The 20,180-nt window shown below is 56.2% G+C and carries 15 protein-coding genes; 1 reads left to right on the forward strand and 14 read right to left on the reverse strand.

The features are described 5' to 3' along the window. Positions 1–304 precede the first annotated feature (304 nt). From SH467x_RS08270 to SH467x_RS08325, 12 genes are all read right to left on the reverse strand, one after another. Positions 305–1,921, reverse strand: coding sequence for a permease (locus SH467x_RS08270; RefSeq protein ID WP_482370801.1), 1,617 nt, complete (start codon positions 1,919–1,921; stop codon positions 305–307). 92 nt (positions 1,922–2,013) lie between these two features. Then, complete coding sequence (locus SH467x_RS08275) at positions 2,014–2,496, reverse strand: hypothetical protein (RefSeq protein ID WP_482370802.1); 483 nt, start codon at positions 2,494–2,496, stop codon at positions 2,014–2,016. After that, on the reverse strand, positions 2,493–3,434 hold the full coding sequence (locus SH467x_RS08280; protein ID WP_482370803.1) for an AAA family ATPase: 942 nt from the start codon (positions 3,432–3,434) through the stop codon (positions 2,493–2,495). Before SH467x_RS08280 ends, SH467x_RS08275 begins: the two co-directional genes overlap by 4 nt. A 7-nt stretch (positions 3,435–3,441) precedes the next feature. Further along, a complete protein-coding gene (locus tag SH467x_RS08285) occupies positions 3,442–5,886 on the reverse strand; it encodes a transglutaminase-like domain-containing protein (protein WP_482370804.1) in 2,445 nt (814 codons plus the stop codon). Then, positions 5,867–7,129 (reverse strand): DUF58 domain-containing protein, encoded by a 1,263-nt coding sequence (locus SH467x_RS08290; RefSeq protein ID WP_482370805.1) that lies wholly within the window; start codon positions 7,127–7,129, stop codon positions 5,867–5,869. Before SH467x_RS08290 ends, SH467x_RS08285 begins: the two co-directional genes overlap by 20 nt. Before the next feature lie 220 nt (positions 7,130–7,349). Beyond that, the gene (locus tag SH467x_RS08295) at positions 7,350–7,865 is read right to left on the reverse strand and encodes a hypothetical protein (RefSeq protein WP_482370806.1); all 516 of its coding nucleotides are present in this window, start codon (positions 7,863–7,865) and stop codon (positions 7,350–7,352) included. Between the two features lie 94 nt (positions 7,866–7,959). Continuing rightward, positions 7,960–9,372 carry a methyltransferase RsmF C-terminal domain-like protein gene (locus SH467x_RS08300; RefSeq protein ID WP_482370807.1) on the reverse strand — a complete coding sequence of 471 codons (1,413 nt, stop codon included), beginning with the start codon at positions 9,370–9,372 and terminating at the stop codon, positions 7,960–7,962. After that, positions 9,369–11,204 (reverse strand): tetratricopeptide repeat protein, encoded by a 1,836-nt coding sequence (locus SH467x_RS08305; RefSeq protein WP_482370808.1) that lies wholly within the window; start codon positions 11,202–11,204, stop codon positions 9,369–9,371. The genes SH467x_RS08300 and SH467x_RS08305 overlap by 4 nt, the downstream gene beginning before the upstream one ends. Before the next feature lie 120 nt (positions 11,205–11,324). Next, positions 11,325–11,840 carry a gamma-glutamylcyclotransferase family protein gene (locus SH467x_RS08310; RefSeq protein WP_482370809.1) on the reverse strand — a complete coding sequence of 172 codons (516 nt, stop codon included), beginning with the start codon at positions 11,838–11,840 and terminating at the stop codon, positions 11,325–11,327. Further along, a complete protein-coding gene (locus SH467x_RS08315) occupies positions 11,837–14,536 on the reverse strand; it encodes a hypothetical protein (RefSeq protein ID WP_482370810.1) in 2,700 nt (899 codons plus the stop codon). The genes SH467x_RS08310 and SH467x_RS08315 overlap by 4 nt, the downstream gene beginning before the upstream one ends. Positions 14,537–14,583: 47 nt before the next feature. Beyond that, positions 14,584–16,188 carry a serine/threonine protein kinase gene (locus SH467x_RS08320; protein ID WP_482370811.1) on the reverse strand — a complete coding sequence of 535 codons (1,605 nt, stop codon included), beginning with the start codon at positions 16,186–16,188 and terminating at the stop codon, positions 14,584–14,586. 1 nt (position 16,189) lies between these two features. Then, positions 16,190–17,140, reverse strand: a complete 951-nt coding sequence (locus SH467x_RS08325) for a nucleoside hydrolase (RefSeq protein WP_482370812.1) — start codon at positions 17,138–17,140, stop codon at positions 16,190–16,192. A gap of 109 nt (positions 17,141–17,249) precedes the next feature. Between SH467x_RS08325 and trpD the strand changes: the two genes are divergently transcribed. Further along, a complete protein-coding gene (trpD, locus tag SH467x_RS08330; protein ID WP_482370813.1) occupies positions 17,250–18,290 on the forward strand; it encodes an anthranilate phosphoribosyltransferase in 1,041 nt (346 codons plus the stop codon). Here the strand turns inward: trpD and lpxA are convergent. After that, the gene (gene lpxA, locus SH467x_RS08335) at positions 18,287–19,081 is read right to left on the reverse strand and encodes an acyl-ACP--UDP-N-acetylglucosamine O-acyltransferase (RefSeq protein ID WP_482370814.1); all 795 of its coding nucleotides are present in this window, start codon (positions 19,079–19,081) and stop codon (positions 18,287–18,289) included. The genes trpD and lpxA overlap by 4 nt on opposite strands. A gap of 245 nt (positions 19,082–19,326) precedes the next feature. Continuing rightward, complete coding sequence (locus SH467x_RS08340) at positions 19,327–20,052, reverse strand: 3-keto-alpha-glucoside-1,2-lyase-like domain-containing protein (RefSeq protein WP_482370815.1); 726 nt, start codon at positions 20,050–20,052, stop codon at positions 19,327–19,329. Positions 20,053–20,180: the final 128 nt, after the last annotated feature.

Consider the following 20,180-nt stretch of genomic DNA (forward strand, 5'->3'; position numbering starts at 1 on the left):
TACCGAATGGCCGAGGTGCGATTCCTGTGAGAGCATTGCCCAAGCGAGCGAGTATTCGCTTGGACCACCGATCCTGAAAGGATCAAAGCGTGTAGCCGGGGGTTGAGCGCAGCGCCACCCGCGCCCTCTTCTATCCCGAAGGGATTACAGATCCGTCTTGCATCCCGCCGGGATGCGCACACCTTGGGAAGGCCACCGGGGGTATCGCTAGCGCTCAACCCCCGGCTAATGGCTCAAGTCCTTTCAGGACAAAGGAGGACGACCGTTCGACAATGTCGATCTATTGTTCCCAACAGATGACACTTCAAGGCAGTTCCGGTTGTCGGAAGGCTTTCACTAACCGGCCGCCATTCTGACTGATCGCGAATCGCAGCGCGTCGATCTCCTGGCGATGCTCTTCCAACTCCTGCGGATCGATCTTCGACGGATCAAGCTCCTCACCTGGCTTGCTCTCCAACACCTCTACCAGATGCTCCGTCGCGTGCTCCAGCAATTCCAGCTTCTTGCGAAGCAAATAGGTTTGCATCCGCTGATAAGGGCGCAGCTCGTAATGCCGCATCGCATATCCCACCTCCAACTTGCGAGACCACTCTTCCAAAATGGGAATCCAATGCAACACCCGCTCGTAATCCTTGCTCGCAACTCCACTTAACAACTCTACCCGCGCCAATCGCATCTCCTCCAATACCTCCTCCGGCGCCGGATAGTACGCATAACACCCCACAATGCTAAACGCAAACAAACCGGCTACACCCGTCATCCCCACCACCACAGGGGGGACATCGCGGTCCAAACCCCCTCGCGCCTGACTCCGCACCCGACTGGGCAACGTCTCCAGAAAGCGATCGATAGCTGGCTTGCACGGCTTCGTTACCACCCAGCCTCCAACGACCATCGCCCCTAAAATCCCTAACCCCAACGCGTCAAACAATCCAATCGTTTTGCGAAACTCCTCTCGCAATCTCGCAATTCCTATCGGCTCCCCCGAATGGAGCGGGTTGGTGTAAATATCAAACGCATGCGTATGCCCCGCCGGCTCGACCCCCGGGGGAATCAATGGCCTCTCCATCGCATACGCACATCCCACCACCACGACCATCAACACACCAAACCACACCGCCGTCGATCGCCAACCGTAATTCCTGCCAATCCAAACCAGCGTCGCGAAGTTCATGCCAGTCCCTAACAAGAGCAAACAAAAGGATGCACCTGGTGAATTGCCGTGATCGAACATCATCCCTAATTGACTCATCGTCAACATCGGGGGCGCATAAACCGGAATGGAAACCATCGCCATCGTCAAAGGTGCCATGGGATCCAATTGCTCCACCGAACTTTGCAGTGCACCATGCGGCAAGACCGCACCCAACAAAAACAAACCGGAAATGGCAATCAACGCATAAAGCCCCGACGGACCAAACAACTCGCGCGCCATGTGGATCGCGCAAGCGCCCAGTCGCCCCAAGCCTACGGGAAGATCGGACTCACTCAGCGGAGGACTTTTCCAAGTCGTATAGCGATCCCAAACCGTCCCCAAAACCGTGACCACCGCAAGCGAACCAAACGCGAACCCGAGAATGACATAAGGCCTCGAAAGCGTTAACCCATACAGCAACGAAAGGGGATTGAACAGCGGAGCGGACAACGCAAAAGCGGTGATCGCACCCGGACGCAACCCCATCCGCTTCATCTCTCGCAAGATCGGTATCACTCCGATCGAACAAACCGGCAACAACATGCCGATCAACCAAGATTGAGCCAACGAACGCAACCCATCCCCGCCAAACAATCGCCTTGTACCCTCCGGGCCCACATAGTAGCGAAGCAAGGCCGCCACAAAGAGCCCGACAACCAAGGTGGTCGATGCCGCTGCGACCCCCTGAATCGCCCGAACAAGCCCGCCGATTAGCACTACATCCATTTCTATTTCCTCGCTGAGAAGCGATTGAGTCTTTCTCGTTATCCGATCGAATTCCGTTGATAACCACAGCCATCGCCCAATGCGGCGGATGGTTATTGGGTGGGTTCTGGTTCTGAGGCTGCCGGCGGGGCCGCTTCAGGCATTTGCTTCTTCGCGTCCAATTCCAACTGCGAGTCTCTCAGCAGACCAAACAAACGGTCAAAGTCCTCTTGGTAGGCAGCGATCTCCACATCGCTCTTTTCCAGATGCCGTCGCAATGTTTCGCATATCCGGTAGATCGGAACCCACAACTCCTCCGGCAAATCGGTGTCTCCGGCTATTTCCGGAACCCATCCGACAATCTCAACCAATTCCATGAGGGTCTCTGGCGACCGATTCGTCGATTTTAAAGTCCCAATCCGCTGCTCCATCTTCGATATGGCATCGTGGAAGTCGGCTGGCCAGTGGGCGGGAATCTCATGCTCCATCTCATGCAGCGATTCCTTCTCCCCGCCGCACCCGACCAAGATCGCGAAGAGCCAGGGGACCCAGCAAGCTGTCGTCTTCATCAACAAACTGGAAAGTTGGTTATTCATCGGTAGTCTGGAACCTTGCTCTCTTGAAGAATCGAATCGATGATCGACGCGACGGGTTGACCTCGTGTGATCAAACGCACGCCCAAAACGGGGTGTGCGACCGATTGAATATCATCGGGGACCACAAAGTCCCTCCCTTGCAATACAGCCCATGCCTTGGCGACTTGCTGCCAGATCAACATGCCACGAGGACTGACACCGAGCCGAACGGCTTCATGCGTCCGGGTCGCTTCGCACAACGTGACGAGGTACTCTTGCAACTCGGTGGTGATGCGGCATTGGTCAACAACCCGTTGCAGGTCGCGGAGGGTGTGAATCGACAAGGGACTATCGGGCGACGCTTGGTCCCGACTCTTGGATTGATTCAGGATCGCTAGTTGAGCCGCTCGGTCGGGGTAGCCTATCTCCAGCTTCATTGCAAATCGATCGAGCTGCGCTTCGGGGAGCGGATAGGCACCATGGCTATCGATCGGATTCTGCGTGGCGATCACAAAGAATGTTTCGGACAACGATCGTGAGACACCATCGATCGTCACTTGCCTCTCCGCCATAGCTTCGAAGAGCGAGCTCTGCGTGCGCGGGGTGGTTCGATTGATCTCATCCGCCAGCAGAATATCGGAGAAGACAGGCCCGCTATGGAACTCGAACTCTCGCGTCTTCTGATTGAAGAGATTGAATCCCGTCACATCGCTCGGGAGCAAATCGGGCGTGCATTGGATCCGAGCAAACTTTGCCCCGAAACATTCGGCGATCGCTTTTGCTAACGTCGTCTTTCCTAACCCAGGCAAATCGTCCAGCAGCAAATGACCGCCCGCGATCAAGCACGCGATTACGAGCTCGATTTTCTCTTCTTTGCCTAATAAGACATGATTCAATCGCGTCCGCAATCGGGACAATGCGATGCTCGTGTCTACAGCAGTTCCATCGGTGATCGTCATCCCCTCATCATCCTATCGTTTGGCGAAATGCAGTTTGAATGCGTCGTGTTGTAAGCCGTGTCCAAAGCGTTTGCAGGGCGAGTCGCTCGTCCCTATCCATCGTCGATGCCCCGCCAAAGCAGATGCGATCCGATGCGCGAAAGAACTGATGGAGCGCACCCCCCAAGTCCTCTCGCATCGAACTCAAGGCTCGGAAATGGGCTTTCGGCACTGTTCCGACGCGTCGAGGATGCCCCGCCAACGAGGCTCGTGTATCCAACAGCCAGGCCATCCACTCGATGCGAGCACGATCACGCAACAAAAGAAGGACCGGTGAAAAAACGAGAATGGCCGCCTCGAATACGACGCTTCGCAACCCATACACCAAAGCACCCACGACCCCGGAAGCCAACAGGCCCCAAACGATCCACCACCGGGCTTGATAAAGCCGATACCGAAGGCTCGCCGTGTACGAAGGCTCGTGGTAACCGGGGGTCGGTTCCAGCGGAATCCAATAATCGTGCCCCGCGTGGATCTCGAGCCACACATGCACATCGCTGGGCAAAATAGCAATATCGCGTTCCGGCCCCAAAATATTTTTGGATCGAGCATAAAACCCTGTCACCAATCGCGTCTCATACCCCAAATGCTCCAGCATCAATGCGGTTGCGGTCGCAAACAGATAGCTTGGTCCATGACCACTCTTCAAGAACCGATCCAACGCTGACGAGGAACCGTTCGCGGTGGTCCTCTCCTCCGTCCCAATCTCCAAACGGAAATTTTCACGAACCCCTTGAACAACTCCTTGCACCTGACTCCATCCGCGAGGATTTCGTGCCGCATAGCGATGGGCCAATCGATGGATCGTCGACTGGCACTCCTCGGGAACATAGGCATGCGAGCGTCCGGGGGCACAATTCTCGAGGAGGTCTTCCACACGTTCCATATCGATCCAACTATGAATCAATCGAACCACCGTATAGTCTGGGACATGCTGTCGCCCCGGCATCGATAAGCAATCGTCCATGCCGTAGTCAAAGAAGTCTCCTCGTGTGATATCGTCGATGCACCAAAGTTGCGTTCCCGATCGAGTCGGAATGACGGGCGAGCTGTAGCGTGTGAATTTGATCGATTCGGAAACGGCCCCGACGAATGGACTGATGGAACTTCCCATCCTCTTGGTACCGGGTGCAAACCAAAGCTGACCATCGATCTCGACTTCCTTGGGCTCGACGCGAACTCCCTTTCGTTCGGGTTGAAGACTGGATCGCCAAACTTCACCATCGAAACGATCCAATCGCTCCACAGCCAGATGGCTGTTCACGGCCCCTTGCCAAAACATCAATGCGTTGGAGGCGATGTCGTCGGTCCTAGGTCGCTGGTCGGGGACATTGCGCTCGATACTGAACTCACCACCCTTCGGGGATTGGTTGGCTTCCGAGACATTCCCTTCTTGGTCTTGAATCTCCTTCGGATTGAGGGCTTGCGTCTGTTCGACCCGATCCTTCTTTTTGACTTCGCCGAACTCATCGCTGAACAGATCAAAGAGACTCGGCTTATCCGAATCTAAGAACAAATCGGTGTCGACGGCGCCAAACGAAGAAGGGCGACTGCGAGCCGCCACCAGCTGATCCCCGTTTCCGACTCCGCGCTGGGCCGATGAGTCCTTTCCGCTCGTGCCGCCGCTGGTGGGCATGATTTCCGCTCGCAGCTTGCGAAGGACCGGAATGCGATCGGCGACCAAGAACGCACCCGCTCCGAAGGCGATGCACCCCACGGAAAGAAATGCCAATCGCTGCCCCCAGCCTGACTGGATGTCATAGGCTGCATTCTGTTCCACTTTCTCCCAATGGTTCGAGACCAACCACCACAAACAAACCGCTCCCCACGCGTAGGCGAACCAAGTCGTCGAGAGAGAGTCGGAGATAAACGTGGTGAACAACGTTAAAAACCCGCTGCAAATGACCGAGAGCCCAAGGGTACGGGTTGTCCTCGCCAGCAAACTGCAAGCCACCGCGCCCCACAGCAAACTGCTCAACATCACGATCTCAAATCCGTTGCCATAGCCGAGACCGCGGGCGAATGGATCGACTACCCATGGCATCGCGATGGCAGCGGCCACGAGCAGCGCAGTTCCTTTACCGTACGATCCCGATGGGGTGGCAGCCGTTCGCCGTTCTGTTACAACGAACCCACTCGACTCGCGCTTTACGAATCTCTGTTGCGTCCATAGGGCCGCGCCGAGCAGGCTTCCCCCTAGAACCGACTCGAGCACCATGATCCATGGGCTCTCATATTCCGAGCGGCGTAAAGCGAGTATCAGAATCGCGATCGAAGCCATCAGCACTACGCTGGGCCGACGCCCTTTCACTTGAATTGCCTGAGCCTCGTTTCGATCCTTTGGACGGCGTCGCACATACTGTACTCGGCTGGGATGTTCCTGGCTGGGATGGTCATGCTGAACAAGATTCACGACTTACCTCCATCAGCATGTTGTTCACTTGCGACGCGATGTCTTCGTCTAGATGGATCGAGCGCGATTGAATGGCATCGACCGAACGAATCCCAGCGCCTCCTTGTTCCACTCGTACATGGACTTGGTGCGCATCGAGAGGCAGACCGTCCTCGCCGAGAGCCGAAATGATCCATCGACTCGCAGAGGAAGGCCGTCGTGAATTGCATGCTCTCGCCCCTTCTTTCGCATTCCCGCCATCCAAAGGGATCTCCGCCAGGAGGTCGAAGCAGCATACTCGAGCGTGAGCACCCGTAGCGACGGACCGTTGCACCCCATCGATCCACAATCGAAAGGGAACATGATGGGCGACCAAGACATCGACTAGACTGGCCGCGATGCGAACCCGCCAAGCCAGATTCTCACGCTGATCCTCTTGGTGACCGAGCGATGGGCCCGTCTCGAGCCGCAGTTCCAACGTTTCTCGCTGGGGCCCCCCTCGTTCGCATACGATCCATTGATCCATGCGAGCGGATTGAACCCAGTGAATGCTTTTAAGCGAATCTCCATGTCGAAAGTCGCGAACCCCCAAAAAGTCGCCGGACGTACTGATCCGTTGACCGAAACCGGAGTCCGCACGCTTGTCACCGGATATCTCCACATCCCCTTGAACGGGAATCGCCATCGGCCAAACGGTCACGGGCTGTACCGCTTCGATTTCTCTTCGAGCCGTCCAAATCCCAAAGGGGAATGAGCATGCAACTCGAGGCGTTCCCTTCGGATATCTCCCTCGATACTCCGGTTTGTAAGGCAATCGATACGACGCTTTGCTCCAGGCAGGAACGCGAGCTAGTCCGACACCGTTACTCGATGGTGCGGCCCCTCCGACTGCATCCTCGTCTGTATCCCAGCCTTCGATCGTCAGCCCCATGATGGGAAACGGAAGCCTATTGGCAATCTTCACAATCAGAGTGCTTGCATCCCCTTCGTAAACTTCGGTGCAGTGGGGTGCTAATTCACAGCGAATCGATCGAGTTGCGATCCAGGGAAATCCAAGTCCTAGAATCAAAACCGCGACGAGCCCCATCGCGACCGTCCATCCGAGCGGGCTCAAAAATGCTCCGACGAGGAGGCTGCATAGGGTTGCGAGAACAAACCAACCCACAGGCTCCTTTAACCAGTACACGTAGCGGTTCAACCCGGGGCAGAAGTCGTAGTTTGCCCAACGGGACCAATCCCAGCCACCCAGTTTGCTCGCACGCATCGCGATTCACCCGGTTCCGCATCGGCCGCTTCGTACCAACCTTGGTCGAAGAACCTTAGCGTTAGAAGTAACAATCGATCTGAAAGGTCCAGAGGTCGATGCCCTAGCGGCCGAAGCGAGTGTCTCCCATGCGTGTCACTGAAATGGTTTGTACTTTGACGAAGCACAATCCAGTGAAGGACTCATGGAGGCAGAAATATCGAGAAGCGATTCGCGCGACCTAAGAGCAGGTGGCGATAGCGGGTGGGGCGCGAGCTCGAAGTAAAGAAGGGGCGAGACAATCGGCGGAGTCCGCGCGCGAATCGATGGTGAAAACAGGATACGCGACGCCATCCAATGCGATAGACGCTCCCGCGAATGGGCTTTGTGCTTGATGCAAACAGATCGCGCAGAGCCCACAATCCTCCGGTGCCCCTGACCATCCATCGGCACTGCCAGTTCCCTCGGAAACGGATTGCGACGAATGGGAGTTATCGGATCGATGTTCCTGAGTCACCACCCCTTTTCGGTAGGGGGATTCGCGATGGCAGCAGCAATGGTTCGCGGTCGCTTTGACAGAGCTATCGGAATCTTCGTGGCACGTTCCGTGGGAATCCGACTGCGAACAAGCGTTGGTAGCGCCTGGCGCATCGACGTGCTGGCAAGAACGATCGTGATGGTGCCAATGCGGCCCCATCGCAGCGGGTACTCCATAAATCAGGAGGACCAAGATCGTTAGAATGCGGTTTGAAAACACAAACAATGCCCTTGAAGAATCCGATTCGACTCCTCTCCACTCTATTCGTCTGGGAAAGGGCCGTCAACGATCCGGTGGAAATCTTCGTCGTGAACTACGTGCGATCCTCGATCGAGTTCATCACCGCCCACGCGGGCAAATGATTATTCCATCGATTGCTGACGCCTTTCGCCCATCCCATCGGGCAATTCCGCCACCGCGCGACATGCCAACCGTCTCCTTCCGCCTCCCCAGGTTCCTCGGCGGACCGAACTCCAATCCCAAGGTCTGGCGACTCCCCTCGTAGCGCGACGACTTCCCCTCGCAGATAAACGCTTGCCCGGTCCGAATCCAATTCGACCGATCGCTTGGGTTGGAACCACGTGGGGCGCAACATGGCCAAGGCATGGGAGGGGAGCCAACGCGTTCCTTTTCGATACGCGGCGGTCATCGGGGCACCCAACCAATGAAAGCGGTCTAGCAGTCGCCAAACATCCGAAGAGGCCGCGGATAGTTCGCCGCTCCAGAGCCGTAATTCCAAATCGCTCGACAGGTCTCCCATGGGTGCGATGGTTTGGAGGACGTCGCGCTCTTCTTTGGGATGCCCTCGGAGTCCCTTTCCTTTGGCAACTCGCTTGCGTTCGCCGTTGCCACCCTCTTCCCAGTCGGTCGCGGAATCCTTCAACACCAGACCGCCGGCGAAACCTCCCGCGCATCGATCGCGATGCGGCCATAGCCGATAACATCCCTTCGCCAGGGGAGATTGCCATGGGGTCAGGCCTACCGATTCGAGCGGCTCGAATCTTCCTGGCCAGGTTGTTGTCAGTCGTGAAAGCTGGTCTTCGTCTTCCTCGACGGCGAAGGTGCATGTCGAGTAGACCAGCCTTCCTCCCGGTTTCAACATCCGCACGGCGGCATCGAGGATCCGGTTTTGCCGCTTCGCACTATGAAGGACTTGCTTTTGCGACCAAGCGTTTTCATCACGCTTATCGCGCGCGACCAGCATCTGTCCGCTGCAAGGAGCGTCGACGAGGATGGCATCGAATCGCCCGGACAAGGCCTGCGACAGATCCTCGGGATCTTGATTGGAAACGACGTAGTTGGCATGCCCCGTTCTCGCGAGCATGTACTGGAGAGAATCCAATCTACCCCGTATCGTTTCGTTGGCGACGAGCAGGCCGCTTCCCTGCATGGCCTCGAGAATCGCGGATGCTTTCCCACCCGGTGCGGCGCAGAGATCGAGAATCCATTCGCCTGGTTTGGGATCGAGCAGCGCGATGGGCAGAAAGGAGCCTGCGTCCTGGATGTAATAGTCCGCGATGCCGTAGTTTAAGAAAGTCGCGGGTCGGACCTGGAAATCGCTGAGCCATCGGCCACGTGCATACCAAGGGACTTGTTCGGTCTCGAACGGTAGCCCCGTCTCAATTCGGTCATCGCGAATTCGGATAGCGCGCGACGGGTAGTTTTGTCGAGCGCCATGGAACAACTCGTGCTCGCTCGGAGGGAGCACTTGGGCCAGTTCGATCAAGTTCCCGTTCCCGATGGGAGTGGAATCGCAGCCTTTGGCTTCGCGTCTGGCTTCACTTCCGGCTTGGCTTCCTGCTTCTCTCGCCAAGGCTTCTTATCGCGATAGCTCTTCAGCTCTTCCTCCAATTGCTCGAGCTGTTCGTTTCCATCTTTGCGGCCAAGCTCGACCGCTTTCTCGGAGAACTCGATCGCCTTTTCAAAGTTGGCTTGCTCGGCATAAGCTGCAGCGAGGGTGCTGAGGATGTGGGCTTGGCTGTACTGGGTAAGCTCGCAGGCTTGAAGGCCCAGTTCCAGAGCACGGCTCCCATCGCGGACGTCGTCGAGAGGGCTGGTTGCGAGCAGCCATGACAAGTTGTTGAGGAGAGACGAACGAATCTCGCTATTCACCGCCTCGGGCATCAAATTAAGGGCCTTTTCGTAGGCGACCACGGCGTCTGCATGTTCCCCTTGGCTCAGCAAAATCTCGCCTTGCAAACGATGGGCTTGCCAGTTGGCATCGTTGGCCTGAATGACTTGGTCCAGAATGCGAAGGGCTTGGCTATGCCGATTGCTTTGCCAAAAGACGAGGCCCAGCTTCATCAGCAGCTCTTCGCGTTGTGGAGTCCCGGCAGGAACCCGCGCGATCAAGGAGCGGTAGTCGGTAATCGCAGCGTCAAACTCTTCACTCGCCGAAGCGATGTCCGCGCGAAGCAATATCGCATCTGCATTCTGTTCGTCGAGGTCCAAGATCGTTTGGATATCCTTTTTGGCCTCCTCCATGTTGTCCATCTCGACCGACAATCTCGCCCGAAGGAGCATCGACGGGATATTGTCTTTGGCGAGTTCCAGGGAGGCGTCGAGATCCGCTTTGGCGAGCTCCTTATTTCCAGCGATTTGATGGAGTAGCGAACGCTGTCGAAGCAATCCCGCTTTCACTTCATCGTTGGTGCTCTGGTCGATGGACAGCGTGCTGAATGCCATCGCCTCCTCGGACTTGTCCAGACGCAGCAGGACGGTGATCTTGCTTAGCAATAAATCCAGAGTATCGGGGTTGTACTCCAAAGCCATATCGAGAACGGCCAGGAGTTTATCGAACTTCTGTTGACTTTCCAAAAGTGCAAGGAGTTGTTTGACGATGTTCGGGTCGGCCGGGTTGGTCTCGACTGCCTTTTCCATATCGGCGACTTGCGATGCCGGCTCATCCTGAAGGGTTGCGCGGGTGATATAGAGTTTGGCGAGATTCTCGCGAAACGCTGCGCTCTTTGCATTCCGTTCTAGACGGGGCTCCAATTCGGCGATCCCAGCGTTGATCACGTCCAGCGCTTCACCAAATTCTTGTCGATCGCGAAGGATTGCGACTTTGATCAAATACGATTCCACCAACCCGGGATCCAGCTCGATGGACGTGGTTAGATCGTCGAGGAGTTCGCCGAGCAATTTGCTTACGGTCGCGCGATTGCGTGGCCCCTGCATCAATTGACGCATCGAAATTTCAACGCGTTGCTTGTAAGCGGATGCCAGGAAGACCTTGGCCGATTCTTCGCTCCCGGCGCTCAATCCCTTTTTGAGAGCCGAGTCGGTCAGTTCGATGACTTCGTTCAATTGTTCCAAAGTTTGAACGTTAAGACGAAGCTGGATGGCTTTGTCAAAATCCACCTCCCCCGGCTTCTGCTCGGGAATGACGACTTGCGGTGGCTTTTTCGCTTCGGCATCTTGGCCGATCGCGGTCGCGTGGGAAGGAATCAGCGAGGTCGGTTGGAACCAAAGGCCAATTGCTAGGAGGGCCGCGAATCGCGCGCGTGCAATCGGACGAGTCGTGACTGCTTCAGAAATGGTTCGGAAGGATCGTTGCATGGTGGGTCTATCTCTAGCAATTCGATGGTTCGATCGAGCGGGGGGGGACGAAGCCGTGGTCATCATTTCACTCGTTTGTATTGTACTGGTTCGGCACCTTGCAGTCCTAGCTCGATTCCTTCACTCTTCGGCAAAACTGCGAGGGACCTTGCACATCGGATCGGGCCATTGGCAGACCCAGTACCCTCCCGCTTCCATCCAGACCTCCATCCGTCTGGCGGATGCGAGTCGATGTGGTTCATTGTAGAAGTAGGTCCAGGTCGCCAAGGATTGGGACGGGGGTTCGCAAACCGCATCGGAAGGGGCAAGGTCTGCGAGGGTCTCGACCTGGATCACTCGCCGAACGTATTCCCCTGTGTTCTTGACCGGATCGAACCCTTCGATTCGATCGAGCACCACCAACGTCTCCTGCAGATCCTCGGGATGGAATCGCCAGACTTCCCCCAATACCAAATTGTCTCCCTCCACCAAGCCCGGATAAGACCCCAAATCATAGAGCGTTCCAACGGCAATGGCGGGGGTGATGGAAATCGCGGGTCGAGGCCAAAGACTCCCACGCAGTTGCTCCCGCTTCAAGGTGCCATAGACGAAAATCGCGTGTGGATCCTCTTCTTCATACCGTCTCGGTTCGATCATGGTTTTGCGTCGATCTCCTCCAACGTCCAACAACTGACCTCATCCTCTAAGACCACGACCATTCGCAGCTTCTGGCCATCGGCTAAAAGAGTCGCGCCATAGACTCTTTTTCCAAACGACATCTGGTCGGGAATGGCATCGACCGATTGAAGATGCAACACGCGATTGGGGGCGGTCGCGAGCCAGTAGAATTTGCTTTGGCTCGTCTGCGTCGCGGCGAGGAGTTTGCATTGTTCAGGACGAACCGAAAGAACTTGTCGAAACAATGGCTGATACTGTCGGTTCATCAATACCGCTCCGGTCTCGCCGCTCAGCATTTTCTCCAACCCCACCAAATAGGACTCGGCAGCCCCCTTACCCCAGACCCAGTTCCCAACTTCCGGGATGAACGCCAACTCATCGGTCTCCACTCCCGCGATCGCACCCGCACCCGAATCGGGTGCCTGGGAAAGGGTCGGAATGTCTTGGACCGCGCGATCGGACCAAGTCGTCTTCCAGGATTCGAAAATCCCCTTCGCATCGACCTTGGGAACAACACCGACGATCGATGAGGTTGAGGAACTGGATGTCGAGCGGGAGATGTCGAGCTTCGTCGTGGCAGGATTGAGTTGCAAGAAGCGTTGACGGTCGGTGATGATGCACAAAATCGGTACCCCCTCTTTGCACGCCCAAGCGGCTCCGATGGCCGACTCTCCAGCATCCAACGGGATCTGTGCCGCATCGGTCGGAGTCCAGCTGGGCGTCGAACTGACCGGCGAAACACAATACCAGAATCGGGGCAAGCCCTCGGGGATGATCGCGACGTAATGATGGGTCCACGGATCGGTCAGGACGTGGATTCGTTTGGCATCCGTCGCCTGCGCAATCGAAACGCTCGAAATCATCGTCTTCTTTCCAGCTTGATCGACGCTCCAAATCTTTCCTTGGTCATCTAGCAAGGTAGCGAGTCGGTATGCGTTGTCCGGTTTTTCGAACAAGGATTCCGCTCGCAGATACGAGGAGATCGATTGATTGGGAAACCATTCACCCGCTGCCGAAACGGTCGGATGTTCTAATGCAGTGCGCCAATCAAGCGCGATATTGTGAAAGCTCAAGGGGAAGGGAGCGATCTCTTGATGCTCGGGCTTCATCCTGCCGATTTGCTCTTTGTCTAACACATTGCGATGCAGCCGGGAGGCATACCGCGCCTCATCATCCACGGCGACTTTCAAGAATCGCTTCGCCAGATCCTCTCCCTCCTGGACGGATTGAACCTTGCTGAGCAACATTCCGAAATCGGTGACTGGGTCGATCGATTGGATCGACCCATCCGGTCCGAGGATCACGCTGGTCAAGTAATTCGTGACTCCGCATTGCCCGCCCAACTCCCCGTTGCTCTCGATCGCGATAGGCAGATCGCAATTCCACGATTTCATCGTCACCGCCATCCGATCCGCTGGTTTATCGGATATCAAGCAGATTTCGCAGAATGCAGCGAGCCCTCGCTCTTGAAGACTCTTTTGAAACTGATAGACGTTATCGATAAACGCGCGGCTGGTCTCACTGTCATCGATCCAATGCAATACCGTTATCCTTTTGGCCCTCGCAGACGTGTCCAAAACATCTTGGTTGGCCGGACCTCGGAGCAATACCGGTTTGGGTTTGGTACCAAGCTCCTTCGGGATATTGCGCAGGGGTGGATCGACGAATCGACGCACGAGCAAATCGGAGTTGCTTTCGGGCAATGCCCACCCGCTCCAATCGATCGCATGGTTGATCCGCGCATTCACCAAATCGATCGTAAATTGGCACTTGGATCGATCCAGATTCTCCGGGAGCGGCTGGGGAAGGGGAAAGACCGTTTCGATCGGCATCTCCACGCGAAGGATCAGGTTCCTTTTCCCATCGATCCAAAGCACGAAGGGTCTTTTCTCCAAGAGGACTTCGATTCGTGTGCATAGGACGCTGTCGAACGTGTCGTCCTCCAGCTTTCGAAACTCGCCTTGATCCAGCCAATCCTGCAGAGGAGTTCCCGCGAGAAGCAATTCGATCGTGATAGGGATTCCCCAAGCTCTCCGATTGAGGAGGACTCCTAAATGATCGTCGAGCAACCAACTCCAAGTAACGCGATCGGGCAGGGGGCGAACGACGCGCTGATTCTCAAACGGCTTGAAGTCGTCGTCGCCAGCGATGGACTCAAACGTTTGCGGTTTCCAACTCGATCGCAACTGCGGCGTCCGGAGCGCAAGCTTCCTTGGTCGTTCGAAAGCTACGGCGAGAGGCCTTGTCTGAACAAGCGGTTTGTCTGGATAAGGAATGGAAAGCTGCAGCACTCCTTCGTCTTCATAGGACTTCAACGTTTGGTAGGTCGCGATGCACTGCTCGATCAAACGCTTCAACGCAGCGGAGTCGGCCGAGGGGGGAACCGACGGCGCGGCGGACGGACCAGCGGCGGACGGCCCAGCGGAGGAACCGGCTTGGCTGGGGGTTGCGGAACTCGATCCGTCTCCAGGCACCGATGCGTCCTCGATCCCCTTCTTCTCCCCGGAACCAGTCGCTGCACCGGTGTTCTCTTCGGTCTTATCGGAGTTCGGATCGCTGGGATTCTTCGACGCGGAGTTGGGAGCGCACCCGATCCAACCGACCAGGAGCGCTAGCATGAGAAGTCGATAGATCGCTGGCTTTCGCTCGGAGCGTCGACTCAGGTTGAACAACATAGAGGTATCATCCCAACGAGGAGGAATAGAAATCTGTTCGCGTGAAGCTAATCCTTTAGCTTCTCCAGCCGCCCTTGGGCACGTTCGACGAGGGAAAGCATTTCTTTGTTTCCGTTGTACAAACTGACGATTCCTTCCCAAGTCTGCTTGGCACTCAGCAGATCCCCGTTGCCGTATTGCTTGTCCGCTTCGTTGAGTTTCTCTTGTAGGAAACGGCGGAGTTCGTCAGCATCGGGTGGACTGCTTTCGATCTTGTCAATCTGTCGTCTTGCCAGGTTTACAAAGGGGCGTTCTTTCTCCTCGTTCTTGAGAAGACTGACGATCGCCTTGTATTTGTCGAGCGCGGTGACTCGATCCCCGAATTGTTCGAATCGATTTGCCTCGACAAATTTGCGTTCTCCTTCGCTCGATGGTTCCCGTCCGAACCTTCGATTGCTTTGCATCTTTTGCTCTGCGTTGACCATTTCGATTTCGATCAACCTCTCTTCAGCCCAAGTCGCCGACTCGCTGTCTGGAAACCGTTCGATCAACGGTATCAAGTATCGATCGCGAGCTTCGTTGAGAGAACCCACGTCTTCTTGCGCGAGGAAGAGTTCGGCGCGATAGCGAAGCGTTTTCTCGCTGAGGGGCATGAGGAAGTAACCGATGGCAGCAACGATGACGAGCAAGATTCCAAAGAGGACCAGCGGTCTTTCAAGCAACGCCGGAGAATCGTCGTATTCGTCGTCGCGCCGCGTGCGCTTTTTCTTCTTCTTGCGTCCCAGGACCTTTTCCGCTTCGTCTTTGTCGACGTTCATTTGCAGCGGGCTGAAGCCTGAAACAGCATGTTGCACCACACCGGCCCCAGATGCTGCCCTTTTCTGGGCTTCGCGAAGAGCGAGCGACGCGGCTGTTGCGGAATAGGGGCGCTTGAGGGGGTCTTTGTTCATCAATTGCTCGACGATGGCGCTGAGCCAGACCGGGCAATCGAAAACTTGGGCGGCCACCGGTTCCACTTCTTGCACCAAGACCGCTTGCCGAACCATCCCGGCGTTCGCGCCCGTGAACGGGGGCCTGCCGGTGAGCGCATGATAAAGGGTTGCACCGAGGGAATACAAATCGCAAGCGACCTCGAGCTTTCCTTTCCCCTCGACTTGTTCGGGGGATTGGTAGGTCAAGTCCTCGGGGCTAGGGGGGTGGGTCGCGGCCGGTCCCTCCCACACTTCATTCAGTTTGGCGACCTCTCCGCCGAGGGTCAGGAGTACTTTATCGGGACGGATACGTCCGTGGATCCAACCTGCCTCGTGGGCTCTTTGAAGGGCTTCGCAAAGCTGCAGTCCGTAATCGAGAACGGTTTCCCATGGCAATCGATCACGCCGCTCCAACGCTTGATCGAGCGATTCCCCTTCGACCAATTCGTAGACCAGATACGCGTCTTTGGCGTCGAACCCGCCTCCGTAACAACGGACGATCCCTGGATGTTTGAGCGCTTTGATTTTGTCGAGGTTGGCAGCAAACTCCTGCTTGCTCTCCGGCGTCATGCCCATGGGCATGGAGAAGACGCGAACGGCCACTTGCGAACGCTGCTGCACGTGGATCGCGCGATAGATATGGCTGTTCGGGCCCCCCAGCGGTGCCTCCAATGCCAAAGGACCGATCCGCGATCGCGTCACGTCAATCGCCTCCTGTGCATTGACCAGCGAATTTCAATCCGTTGATCACGCAATCCTTCACCGCCTCGACATCCACCTTGGTAATGACCTCCATCCCACGATGCTTGTTCGCGTAAGGACGCCGGTCGATGATCGTCGCCCCGCGTGTCAGTTCCCCCAGCTCCTCGACTTCGACCGAGTACTCTTCCGAACCGAATAGCATGGGCTCAACCAGATAGGCGACTCCGAGCACAGCATTGAGCGCGATCGTCTCTTGGGCTCGATGTTGACGATAGCTTCGGAACAAGTGCGGAATCATCGCATGCAGCATCCCGCCTGCCCGAGTGTACTTGGGAGGCAGACAATCCAGGAGATTGAAATCGAAAGTGACTTGATGTGCGATCTCGAGTGGGATCAAGGTCTTCGTTGTCGGCGAGCGGAAAATGGTCGATGCGCTGGTCGGATCGAAGTGCATATTGAATTCAGCTGCGGCCGTGACATCGCCGATGCCATTGGTCGCTCCACCCACCATGATGACCTTGTCGACCTGCTCGACGATGGAGGGGTCTCGCGCGAAGGCGCGGGCCAAACCGGTGAGGGGGCCAAGGCAAAGCACGCTGACATTCTCAGGGTCGGCTTTGATTCGATCCGCGATCAGCTTTTCGCTGTGCATCAAGTGCTGTCGCTGGACGGGAGAGAACCCTACGTTTCCCACGCCATCTTCACCGTGAAGAAATCGATTGTCCGACACAGGAGCATCCTCGGGATCTGTCCCTCCTCCCACACGGGGTAGCCGAGGAGGATCCAGCCGTTCAAGGAGCCCTAACACATTCTGCGTGCAACGATCGGATTCGACGGTCCCGCCGCAAGTCGTGATCGCGACCACCTCCAGACGAGGGTCGCACAGGGCCATGATGAGCGCGACGGCGTCGTCGATCCCTGGATCACAATCGATGATTACTTTTCTTGCCATGCTGGACAAAAACCGTTCGAGGAATTCAACTCGTACCGTTACGCAAACCTAATGTTTTACGTGACTTAGCCGTCAGTTACTAGCCGATTCTCTTACCTGCATCCCATCAATGCTCGAAGATTACTTGGAAATCGTTCGCAGAAAGTCGGATTTGACCGCGGATCAGATGCAACTCGCGATTACTTGGATGCTGGCCGGCCGTGTCGAGGACGATCTCATTCGCCAATTGCTCCTGGCTCTGCGGGAGAAAGGGGAAGCGGTCAGCGAGTTGGTCGGAGCCGCGCGCGCCATGCGGATGATGATGACCCCGATCCGAACTCAACGCACGGATTTGGTCGATACCTGCGGCACCGGCGGCGATGGGGCTCGGACCTTCAATATCTCGACTGCCACAGCGATCGTCGCGGCTGCTGCAGGGGCATCGATCGCCAAACACGGCAACCGCAAGATCACCAGTGCGACGGGATCGGCCGATGTGCTCAGCGAACTCGGAGTCCATATCGATGCTGCGCGAGAAACAGTGGAACGATGCTTGGAGTCGCTCGGCCTCTGCTTCTGCTTCGCTCCCAAACTCCATCCAGCGATGAAACATGTATCGGAAGTTCGCAAATCGCTCGGCGTCCCCACCTTGTTCAATTATTTGGGCCCCCTCTGCAATCCCGCTAGCGCCCCGTTCCAAATCATCGGTGTCGGCAAAGAAGATCTGCAGACCAAGATCGCTGCCGCTCTCCTGCAACTTCCCGTTCGAGCCGCCATCGTCGTTCGAGGGGAAGACGGAATGGACGAAGTCACCCTCAGCGCGCCGACTCAGGTGCAACATATTGCTTACGGAATGCTGACCCAAACGACTTGGACTCCGCAGTCGTTCGGGCTTGCCCCAATCCGCGTCGACGATCTGATTGTCGATGGCCCCAAAGAAAGCGCTGATGCGATTCGGGGAATCCTCAACGGAGAGAAAGGTCCCAAACGCGATATCGTCGTCGCCAATACGGCGGCGACTCTCTGGGTAAGCGAGCATACGCACTCTCTGGTCGACGGCGTGGCCAAAGCGCAGCAAGCGATCGATTCGGGGAAAGCTGCCAGCGTCCTACAGGAGCTTTCGCAACTCTCCAATCAACCATTGCCTGTTATCGGCGAAGGAAAAACCTAAGCAGCACGGCTACCGACAACCCGAAGTCGGCGAATTCCTCGATGGGATTCGGCTGCAAAGAAATCGAGAAACCGATTTGCCGACTCGAAGGTTGCAAGTTCGGTGGCAATCTCGAGGGCCTGCGTTCGTGGCATGTCCGATCGGTAGATAAGCTTGAACAACGACTTGAGCTCCAACCTTTCCGCCGGGGTGAATCCAGCTCGCATAAGACCGATATTGTTGAGTCCAACAATCTCCCCAGCGTGGTTCGTGAGCGTGAACGGTGCAACGTCTTGACTAATCATGGCGACCGCAGCAACCATCGCCAATTCACCGATCCGAACGTGCTGATGTACGCCTGAATTGCCCGCGATGATCGCCCGCTTGCCGACATGCACATGCCCGCCCAGGAGCGCCCCACTCACGAGGGTGACTCCCTCTTCCAAGACACAATCGTGTGCGACGTGGGAGTTCGTCATGAGGTAACATTGGTCTCCGACCACGGTCGCGCCTCCAGCAATCGAAGCCCGATGAATCGTGACTCCCTCTCGGATGACGCAGCGATTCCCGATCAAACATCGTGTAGAACTCGCCCCGAACTTTTGATCCTGCGGCACATCGCCAATCACCGCGTGGGAATGAATCAGGCAGCCTTCGCCAATCTCGGTCTCTCCGAGAACGACCGCCGAAGGACCTAATCGACAATTCGCTCCAATTTTGACAGGACCATCAATGACGACGTTCGGCCCTACCTCCACAGACTCGTGAAGAGTGGCGGCGGTATCGATCCATGCTGTTCGGTGAATTGCCATCTGCAATATCCTCGGAAATCAAGCTACAAAGGCCCGACGTCAATTCACAACGAATAACCACCAATCGTCCACTTAGCTAACTTGCGAGCACCACCATCCAAATCTGACCGAACGATGTCAAGATCATTCCATCACTCCTGTCGGATCCAAGAGAACCGGACGAGAGCGCGTTCCGGTTGCTGGTGTCAGCTGATACTGTCGGCTAAAACTGTAGGATAAAACAGCTGGGTGACGCGTGCCTGCATCTAGTCCAGGACGCGGTATTCCCATTCTTTCACTTCGGTCACCGACTGAAAGGCGCAGTAACCCAACGGGCGCGAGGACATCACTTCGGCGCGAACGGAGAAACTCTTTCCTTCGCGATCCACGCTCACGACCTCTTCCTCGTCGATCCATGCCTTCAAGACTTTGTTTTCCACTCGGATGCGAAAGGAATACCACTTCCCGTTCTTAAAATCTCGGAAGCTGGAGGACTCGTTCTCCGAGGCATCGTTTCCATTGATGCTACTGATCCCAACCAATCCACCTCCCCAACCACCGCAGATAAACGAGCAATGCTCCTTGCCGACGGGAAAGGTGACGCCAGCAAAGAAGTCGGTTCCATCTGTTCGCCGTGCCTTCCATCGCATCTCATATCGATCGGTTGGCAAGTCCTTTTTCTTGGTGTGGACGCCCGTGAGGGGATCACCTCGGCCCAACGTCAACACACCATCCTTGATCTCGACCGCTCCTTCACCACCGAAGTTTGTTGCTTCCCATCCTTCGAGAGAATCCTTCTCAAGGAGCGGAATCCACTTCCCTTCTTTCTTGGCGGCGGGGGCGTCTTCGATATCGATTTGTGCGGTCACCGCCGCTTGTTGCGGTTTGGCAGGTGGAGCTGTTTTTTCCTGTCCAACTCCATCGGTTGCGATTGAGCTGAGGCCCGCGAGGGAAAGGGATGCGATGAAGCTGGCTGCTCGTATACGTTTCATAAGGAATGGTCCTGGTTTAAGTGAGGAATCCCAAACAGGATAACCCCCAACAGGATACACAGTGGAGTGCCCCGATGGACAGCATTCCCAATGTTAAAAGTTGGCATAAAGTTTTTAACGCGCTGCCA

This window comes from Brakhagea slesvicensis, assembly GCF_052161625.1.
Taxonomy (GTDB): Bacteria; Planctomycetota; Planctomycetia; order Pirellulales; family Pirellulaceae; genus JBKCUI01.